General features: G+C 38.8%; 8 protein-coding genes. All 8 read right to left on the reverse strand.

Going from position 1 to position 9,193, the window contains the following annotated elements; genetic code table 11:
* Positions 1 to 110: 110 nt before the first annotated feature.
* Complete coding sequence (locus FJR05_RS06840) at positions 111 to 320, reverse strand: type II toxin-antitoxin system HicA family toxin (protein ID WP_168536217.1); 210 nt, start codon at positions 318 to 320, stop codon at positions 111 to 113.
* Complete coding sequence (locus FJR05_RS06845) at positions 317 to 517, reverse strand: type II toxin-antitoxin system HicB family antitoxin (RefSeq protein WP_168643423.1); 201 nt, start codon at positions 515 to 517, stop codon at positions 317 to 319. Before FJR05_RS06845 ends, FJR05_RS06840 begins: the two co-directional genes overlap by 4 nt.
* Positions 518 to 890: 373 nt before the next feature.
* Complete coding sequence (locus FJR05_RS06850; RefSeq protein WP_217385540.1) at positions 891 to 1,091, reverse strand: hypothetical protein; 201 nt, start codon at positions 1,089 to 1,091, stop codon at positions 891 to 893.
* Positions 1,092 to 1,204: 113 nt separating this feature from the next.
* Complete coding sequence (locus tag FJR05_RS06855) at positions 1,205 to 3,007, reverse strand: ABC transporter ATP-binding protein (protein ID WP_168643424.1); 1,803 nt, start codon at positions 3,005 to 3,007, stop codon at positions 1,205 to 1,207.
* 110 nt (positions 3,008 to 3,117) lie between these two features.
* The gene (locus tag FJR05_RS06860; RefSeq protein WP_168643426.1) at positions 3,118 to 4,872 is read right to left on the reverse strand and encodes an ABC transporter ATP-binding protein; all 1,755 of its coding nucleotides are present in this window, start codon (positions 4,870 to 4,872) and stop codon (positions 3,118 to 3,120) included.
* A 147-nt stretch (positions 4,873 to 5,019) separates the two neighbouring features.
* Positions 5,020 to 6,021: an iron-siderophore ABC transporter substrate-binding protein gene (locus FJR05_RS06865; protein WP_168643425.1), complete on the reverse strand. Its 1,002-nt coding sequence runs from the start codon at positions 6,019 to 6,021 to the stop codon at positions 5,020 to 5,022.
* 186 nt (positions 6,022 to 6,207) lie between these two features.
* On the reverse strand, positions 6,208 to 8,847 hold the full coding sequence (locus FJR05_RS06870; RefSeq protein WP_168643427.1) for a TonB-dependent siderophore receptor: 2,640 nt from the start codon (positions 8,845 to 8,847) through the stop codon (positions 6,208 to 6,210).
* Positions 8,848 to 9,031: 184 nt separating this feature from the next.
* Entirely contained in the window at positions 9,032 to 9,166 is a 135-nt protein-coding gene (locus FJR05_RS27890; RefSeq protein ID WP_371416852.1) for a hypothetical protein, read from the reverse strand.
* Positions 9,167 to 9,193 lie beyond the last annotated feature (27 nt).

Here is a 9,193-nt window from a genome sequence, read left to right on the forward strand (position 1 = left end):
TTTTCTCCATAAAAGAGGCGCAAGAGCCAAATTTCTTTCCGTCAGGTAAAAAAGCGATGTTTGCAATTGCGAAAGAGCGATACTTGAGGAAACGTATGGAAACAATGAAATTAATCTAAATCTTCCTCAGTCAAACCAGCATCTTTCAAAATACTTCTGAGTGTACCAGTAGGTAAATCACGATTACCATGAACAGGGATAGAAAGAATCACGCTCATACCTTCCTTAACATAGATATGATGACTACCAGTAATTCTTTTCAAATTCCACCCATAGCGTTCAACAATCTTACACAGAGACTTACCAGAAACCGATTTCATAAAGATAATTCAATTAACTGTTTTTCTGGCTCAATTTCTTCTTGCTGACTAGCAACTTCTAACCAACATTGAACAGCATCTTTCAACATTTCTAATAAATGTTCATAACTTTCACCCCAGGTATGACATCCAGGTAAAGCTGGTACAGAACCACACCATACACCGTCTTCTTCCCAAATAATTGCTTTTATTTTCATAGTCAATTCCTTGAACTAGGGATATTTTACCGCAGAGGCAGTCAGATGTACCAGTTTAATAAAGATGAATAATCGCTTTTGGGGAGTTGAGGGAGTGCGATAGCGAAGCGCGACCTAGGAATCGCTTTTGGGGGGTTGAAGAGTGCGATAGCGAAGCGCGACCTAGGAATCGCTGTTTGGGAGGTTGGGAGAGTGCGATCTCTATCATTAAGAGGGTGTTTGAAAAGTCCATCATGATGTATCAAATATTTTTAGATCCCCCTAAATCCCCCTTAAAAAGGGGGACTTTGACTCTAGTTCCCCCCTTGCTAAGGGGGGTTAGGGGGGATCTGTAAGTGCCTAAAATCACAACCTAAAACTTTTCAAACAACCTCTAAACAACACTACGTGGATCAACCACTACAATATCCGAAAACCGTTTAAAATCATCAACATTAAATGTCAATAAATGTGTAATATTATGAGCTACCATAGCCGCAGCTAAACGTGCATCATGCACCTGTTTTCCCATCACTTGATATTTAATAACCAGAGATTCCCACTCAGTAAAAATTTGTGGTGTCTCCAATTCCAAAAGTCGAGCGAGAAATGGGAGTTATGCCACCATCTTTTATCAACCAGACAATTATCAAATTGGTCTCAAGTTTAAAAACCTATGAGATACCCGTTACTATTAAATATTGACTCCTACTGGAAAATATCATCAAACTTCCCTTGCGCTTCCACTCTACCTGCTTTCATGACAATAATCTGGTCAGCGCAACGGAATACAGAAGGACGATGAGAAACTACAAGACAGGTTGGTCTCCAAGCATTTTCTCTCTGTTCTGTATTAACAAATATCTGCGACCATAAAGCCAATTCTGTCTCCACATCCAAGGCGCTAGAAAGGTCATCAAACACCATTAATTCGGGTTGACGGATAAACATCCGCGCTGCTGCTACTCGTTGTATTTGTCCACCAGAAAGCCGCACACCTTTAGAACCAACTAAAGTTTCTAGACTTCCATTCATAGTTGCTAAATCTTGCTCAAATACAGCCATATTTAAAGCTGCGGCGATATCTTGATCATCTTTAGATAACCCTAACAAAATATTTTCGCGCAAGGAATAACTAAAAAGTTGGGGAATTTGCGGAGTATAAGCACTGCGTGGGGGAACAAAGAAAGTAGCGGGGTTTTCCACAATATTTCCATTCCAGTAAATTTCCCCACTTTGCTTAGGTAATAATCCTAATAACAGCCGCAGTAATGTACTTTTACCAGAACCAATTTGACCAGTAATTACAGCCAAACTACCGCGTTGAATTTCAAAGCTAATATCTGTAATTCCTTTGTTAGTACCAGGATAAATATAAGTGAGATGAGAAACTTTCAAAGATTGAAGATGATCTTTTTGATTCCGCAAAGGTTGTTCTATTTTTGGTAAATCTTTTTGAGAACCATTCAAATCATTTAGATAAAGTTGATTGGGTGCTACCAATGTATCAGCCGATGCACCAGATAGTAAACTAGCCATCCGTTCAAAAGAAACTTCTGTTTGCTTGGACAACGCCATAAAACCACCAACAGAAGTAAAAAAGCCAGTTACAAATGAGAGATTATAAACAAATAAAGCAAAGTCACCTACTGTTAACTGATTAACCCCACTCTGCATTAATTGAGAAGCGAGGAGTAAAATTATTCCTGTTCCTAGATTCACCATGTTTTGAAAAGAAGATTTGAGAATAGCGTTAAACAAACTATCCTTAATCATTGTTTGGCGGCGTTGGTCATTTAAAGTGCGAAAATAATCCAATACATTTTTTTCTACACCAGCTACTTTAATTGCTTGGACTGAACCAAATATTTCTCCTAAAATTCCTGTAACTTTTTCCGTTGCTTGACGGCTGGCTTTTCTATACTTTTTAATTCGAGTTTCTGCTTGTTGAATTATGGCAATCATTCCTACTAATGGCAGAAATACAAACAACGTCATCTGTACGTTGATACTTAATAAAGTTACTAAACAAAAAATACCAAATATTCCTTCTCCTGAGAGTTCTGATATCCATGCTATGTTGTCTTCTATTTGTTCGGTATCATCACGAAAATAGCTAATAATTTCACCTTGAGATACAGGCTTTTCTGAGTTTTGATTAACAACGATAGGCTGTGCTGTGGGATTTTGAAAAAGTTGGTCTAATAAATTATGTTGCAGTAATGATCGCATTAAAAACCGATGCTGGGTTTTGGTAACTCTCCCCGCAAATATAATTACAATATGTCCTAAATTTAGGGCTAGTAATAGTGCAATTAAAGCTAGAGGTGATAATCCTAATTTTGCCTTGTTTGTTAAACTGTTGAAAAATTCCCGGATGATTAATCCTGGTAGGGCTGGTAAACCTGTAATTAAAATCCAGTAGATGCTATCAAGGATATATAGTTTTGGTTTGTAGCAAATTAGTTGCCATATTAATTTCCAATGGTTACGCTTTTTTATTGTCACCATGATCTAGTTTGTAATTTGTAGAATTTCAGTAAGAAAGAATTAACCGCAGATAGAAAATGATGGACGCAGATAAACGCAGATAATTTGGTTTTTCTGTAGAGTAGGAAAGGCTATAAATCAGTTAAACCAGTGTTTAATAATTGGGTAAAACGTGAATGAGGATTTTTAATTAATTCTTCGCGTTGACCATATTCACTAATTCGACCTTGTTCTAAAATTAAGATTTGATTTGCTTTTTGTAGAGTGGCTAAACGATGGGCAATAATTATGCCTGTACGTCCAGTTAATAATTTATCAACGGCTGTTTCTATCAGTTTTTCGGTAATGGGGTCAAGGCGTGAGGAGGCTTCATCTAATATCACTAAACCTGGATCTTTGAGAAATACGCGCGTAAAGGCTAGTAACTGCGCTTGTCCTGCTGATAAGCCGCTACTATCTGGACCCAAGTTTGTATCTAAGCCTTGGGGTAATGAATGCAACCATTGTGATAATCCCAATATTTCTAAGGTTTCATAGATGCGTTCGTCGCTAATTTCCTGGTTAAAAAAGGTGAGATTATTTCTTACTGTTGTTTGAAATAGTTGTACATCCTGGGTGACTAAGCCGATTTTTTGGGGTAAATCTGTTAAACAAGTTTGGTTAATTGGTACGCCTCCTAAGTGAATTGAGCCTGATTTGGGGTCATATAATCTCAGTAATAACCGCGCTAGGGAGGATTTACCGCTACCTGTCCGCCCTAATAAACCTAATAGTTGTCCAGCAGGTAAATTAAAGGATATGTCTTGCAGTACCAAATCCCCTTCTCCTGTTTTCTGGTCATTGTAGCTAAACCAAAGGTGATCAAAGGTTACGGAAAGTGCGCCTTGAGGCAGTCGTTGTTCGCCTCCTGGACTGAGTTGGGATTTAACTTGTAGTAAGTCTTGAATGCGGTAAATACTGGCTTCTGCTTGTTGGAGTTCTTCAAATTGGTTGCGAATTTGTTCGATGGGTTCGCTGAGTAAGTTGGTGTAGTAATATAGTAAATATACTGTGCCGATGGTAATAATATTTTGATTCCAAAGGTAAGCACCGACGCTTAAAGCGATCGCTGTTCCTAATGTAAAGATCCCGTTGGTTGTACCCCAAAGAATTGTACTGGCAAGGCGGGCTTTGTGATAAATGGGTAGCCAGCTTTGCAGAACTTTGTGGAAGCGTTGCATGACATAGCTTTTAGCACCATTGGCGCGGATGTCTTCCATGCCGGCGAGTTGTTCACCCACGAAACCGAAAAAATCGGCACTAATTTGGCGATAAGTTCGCCAATAGGGAACGGCTATGGAACGCAGACGGATTAGTGTTCCTAATGCTGTGAGGCTAAAAAATGCGATCGCCATCCCAGCCCGCCAATCTTCGGCAAATAGCACTACAATAACACCAGACATCAGTAGTAAATTACCTAAGATGTCAATGGTGAATTTGGAGAAAAATTGCGAAAGAGTGTGAACATCACCGTCTACTCTCTCTAGTAATTCACCGGGTGTAGTGAATTTATGAAAGGATAAATCTAGTTGTAAACAATGTTCAACTAAGTCAGCACGTAAGGCGTTGGTGGCTCTCCAGGCGACATTTTCACCGTAGTAGGTGGCAGCAATTGTGATTAATTGAGTGACTAAAGCCACACTTAGAAATAGTAAGGCGGATATGAGTAAGTTTTGTCCTGAACCACCAGCTACGGCTGTATCAATGAAATAACGCAGAATTTGGGGGTTGACTAATTGTAGTCCGATGCTGGCCAGGAGTGCGATCGCAAATTTGAAAACCCTGCCTTTTTGGGGGTTGAGATATTCTACAAGTAAGTTCCAGTATTGCTGTAGTCCGATTTTCATGGTGTAAGAGGGTGCTATGTGAACGCGGACTTTAAACCCACGCAGGCGGTCACTGAGCTTGCCGATAGCGTAGCGTGGCGTTAGCCATAGTGTGGGTTTTGCCTGTGTAGCCGCGATTTCCAATCGCCATCTGTTTCTCCAAATAATTCAAGGTATGTTAATTAGATACTTAAATAAATCATCAATAATTGCATTTGCAGCTAACATACCACTTCCAATCCAGTAACTTGGAACGAAATAAACTTTATTTTCTTTTACAGCTTTTAAATTTCTCCACAGTGGACTTAATTTAAGTTGCTCTAATTTATATTGTGCTGTTTGATTACCTTTAGCATCATTCTCAGCCGTCCAAATAAATATCACATCACCATCAGCTTGTTCGACTAATTCATTCCCCATTGACATTTGAATCGGATTATTAAATAACTTCTTAGCTGCTGATGCTGTGAAATTTTGAGATTCTGGACGAGATAATCCGGCATCTTGTAAAACTGTTCCGCAGAAAGAATCAAGTAGATAAAGGTTAATGTTATTAGGATAAACTCGCACTACAGAAACTTTTATTTTTGACAAATTATTACCCATTTTCTGCTTAAATTCTGCAAGACGACGGTAATAATCTGCCATTACTTGTTGTCCAACTTCTTTCTTGCCTAATACTACACTAATATTGGTAAATACTTCTTTCCATTGTCCACTGTGTCCAAATTTCAACAAAACTGTGGGAGCAATTTTTGAAGTAATAGGATAAATATTTTGTTGATATTCAGCACCCACAATCAAATCTGGTTTGAGTGTGAGAATACTTTCTAAGCTAGGTTCACCGATTGTCCCGATGTTTTTTACTCCTGTTAGCTTATCTTGCCAATGTGATGAAAAATCCGAGATCACAGCACCAATAGGTTTAATACCTAGTGCGATCGCATTTTCAGCATCATCTAGAGTCACAAGTCGCTCAAATTTTTCTGGAATACAAGTAATTCCCGCAGCGTGTTCTACCTGACGACAAGCTGTATTTGTAATTTGGTGATCAACAGGTATATAATCACCATGATGACAAGCTACAGTTACGATTAGAGTACACAATATTGTGAACACAAATTGCCACCAGCGAGTAAAACTTTTAATTTTGATATCACTGTCATTCATGATGGAATCTCATACCTCAAACCTGATTTTCATCAAAATTCAACTGCCAACGAACCAATCAATGTTAAAGATTCACTGGCTAAACCAGATATTTAAATAAATCATCAAGTAGCTTATTCACTCCAAAAAAGCCAAATGTCCACCATCTATTTACTTCTTTAATAAGTTCTCCTGTTTCTACCTTAGTTAAAACTCAAACGAAATTGACCCTATTACTGTCAATGGTGCGCCGGGAATAACAGTGTTTCTGCCAAAGTTAAATGATTCAATATACCTGACACCAAACAAATTTTCGATATTGATAGCAGCCTTCCAATTATCTCGTTTGTAATAAATTGCCGCATCAGTTCTGAGATAGCTAGGTATAGTGAAACCATTGTCAAAATCAGGGGTGGGGAGATCACCACCTGGTCTTTCTGCAAGATAAAACAATCCCAAACCAAAGCCCAAGCCTTGCAAATTTCCCTGAAGAAATTGATAAGTAGTCCACAAACTAACTTTGTGTTCAGGTACTTTGGGTATTTTAGAACCAACTATTAAATCATTGCTTTTAGTAACTTGGGCATCTGTGTAACCATAAGCAGCAATGATATTCCATCCAGGCAAAATTTCACCGGTAATATCTAGTTCAATACCCCGGCTTCTTTGTTCTCCAACGGGAATGCTAAAGCCATCAGGGTCATTTGGATCTGGTGTAGCAATATTGGTTTTAGTAATTTCATAAGCTGCTAAAGTAGCTGAAATTTTGTCATTAAAATCGGCTTTAACGCCAACTTCATATTGAGTTCCCCGTTCAGGTTCTAAAAATGTGCCGTCAGCACGCTGGGCAAAATTTGGTGCAAAGGAACGGCTATAACTTGCATATAGTGAAATCGGTTTAATTGGCTGATACACAATTCCTATTCTGGGTGTGAAGGCTTCATCATATTGGACAGTACGAGTATCTGAAAGCCTATCAAACTGATCTTGATCAACAATGTCAAAACGACCGCCTAACAGCAATTTTACCTTGTCTGAAAATGCTATTTGGTCTTGTAAATAAATACCAATTGTGTCTACTGTGGACTTACCATCTCGAACTGCATTTGTAAGTTCAGAAAGTGCAGGTCTGGGACTAACATTATAAACTGGGTTAAAAATGTTTATAGATGGAGTTAGTCCTCCAGGTAGTCGCCTTTGTGAACCATCGCTATTTTGTCGAGCGAGATCCAGTCCAAATAAGAGTGTGTGTTCGATTGAACCTGTCGTCAACTTACTAACAATATCTGTTTGTAGAGAGTATGTATCTGAGTAATCATCATTGGAACGGAAGTTGCGTGATAATTCACCAGTTGCTTCGTCTACTTCCAAGGGCTGGGCGCGGTAATCAAAGGTATCATTTGAATTGTATCTAAAGGAATTGCGAAGGGTTAATTTATCATTAAAACGATGCTCTAGGCGATAACCAATATTGACTTCTTCTACTGTACGTTTATCTCCTGGTTCACCCACAAATCTGCTAGTGGGAACATCAGCAATTCCTCGTCCAAAAGCAACGATACCCTGATCAAATGTGCGCTCGTCGTTGACATAACTGATATCAAACAATAGATTAGTGCGATCGCTAATTTTTAATTCAAATGTGGGTCCAAAAAAGAATCGCTCACTATTGACAAAATCTCGAAAACTACCAGAATTTTCGTAAGCAACATTCAATCTATAAAGTAATGTTTTGTCTGGGTTGAGAGGACCAGATAAATCAATGGTGGGACGAAAATAACTAAAACTGCCTACAGAGAAATCAGCCGCATAATAGGGTGTAGTCAGAGGTTTTTTCGTGACTAAATTAACAATTCCTCCCGGTTCAGCATTTCCATATAATACAGAAGCTGGACCTTTGAGAACTTCTATTTGCTCAATATTAGAAAGTTCTCGTAATACAGAGCCAGTTTCTCTAAAACCATCTCGAAAAGTAGAATTGAAATCAAAACCTCTAATATTAAAACTGTCAACTGTCCCTGCAAAAGTATCACCTTCTACAACACCACTGACGTTGCGAATTGCATCGGTAAGTCGAATAACTTTTTGATCTTCTAAAACCTGTCTGGGAATTACCTGAATTGATTGAGGAATATCACGGATAGGTGTATCTGTCTTAGTTGCGCTTGCTGCTGCTTCTACCCGATAACCACTTTGCTCACCCGTGACCACCAGTTCAATCGGTGTTTCATTCTGTGCAGATGGTTCTTCAGGCTGGATTTCACTGCTGGGTTGTGGTTCTGGTTGTTCTGACTGGGTTTCACTGCTAGGTTGTGGTTCTGGTTGTTCTGGTTCTGTTGGTGGTGTTGGAGTATTTTTCACACTTGGTACAACCCCAAAAACCAACCCCGCATCATCATCAAATAATTCGACTTGTGGCGCACCTGTTTCACCTATTACCGTGATACGAATAGTATTTGTATTTAGATTGGTAACTGTAACTTCACTAATTCCCGCAGTTGGTTTTTGTTGACGGAATGTATCACCACTAGGTAAGCGTAATTGAGTATTGGGAATGTCAATAATATAGCTATTCCCCTCACTCTTATTTGTAAGTTGCAGTTTATCTGATTGATTGGTTTCTAAAATTACCTCTATCCCTGTGTCCGTTGTTTGGGATTTGACACCTGTAATTTGAATGAGGGATTGAGCGAGCCATTGCTGAATATTGGTAGCAGGTTTTTCGATATCACTTAATTGAGAAATTTTAGAGATTGGTTTTTGGCTATCTTCAGCTAATACGGGTAAATTTACGCAGACTAAAGCCAAACCTGACATCCAAGCTAGTTTTTGCAATTGATTTAACATCACTCTACACACCACATCATTGGGGATTGGGGACTGGGAACTGGGGATTAGGAAGTAAGTATTGATAAATCCTCTGACTTAACTATTACCTGATACCTAATACCCTATGCCCATAGCATTAATTAATAATTACTAGCAACAAGATTACAGGAAAGTTAGGAGGTATGGGTGAATACTATGATCACTAGACGGAGTTTTTGCGATCGCTAGACGGAGTTTTTGCGTTAGGATCGTGGATTAAATAACCTTTAATTCTAAACAAACGATGCTCAATGGGATTGTACTTGGAGGTGTAGGGCGGATAATGAGCGATGCGAATTCGATGCCCAGTTCATTGACTAACGCC

The sequence above is a fragment of the Dolichospermum sp. UHCC 0259 genome, from assembly GCF_009711935.1.
Taxonomy (GTDB): Bacteria; Cyanobacteriota; Cyanobacteriia; order Cyanobacteriales; family Nostocaceae; genus Dolichospermum.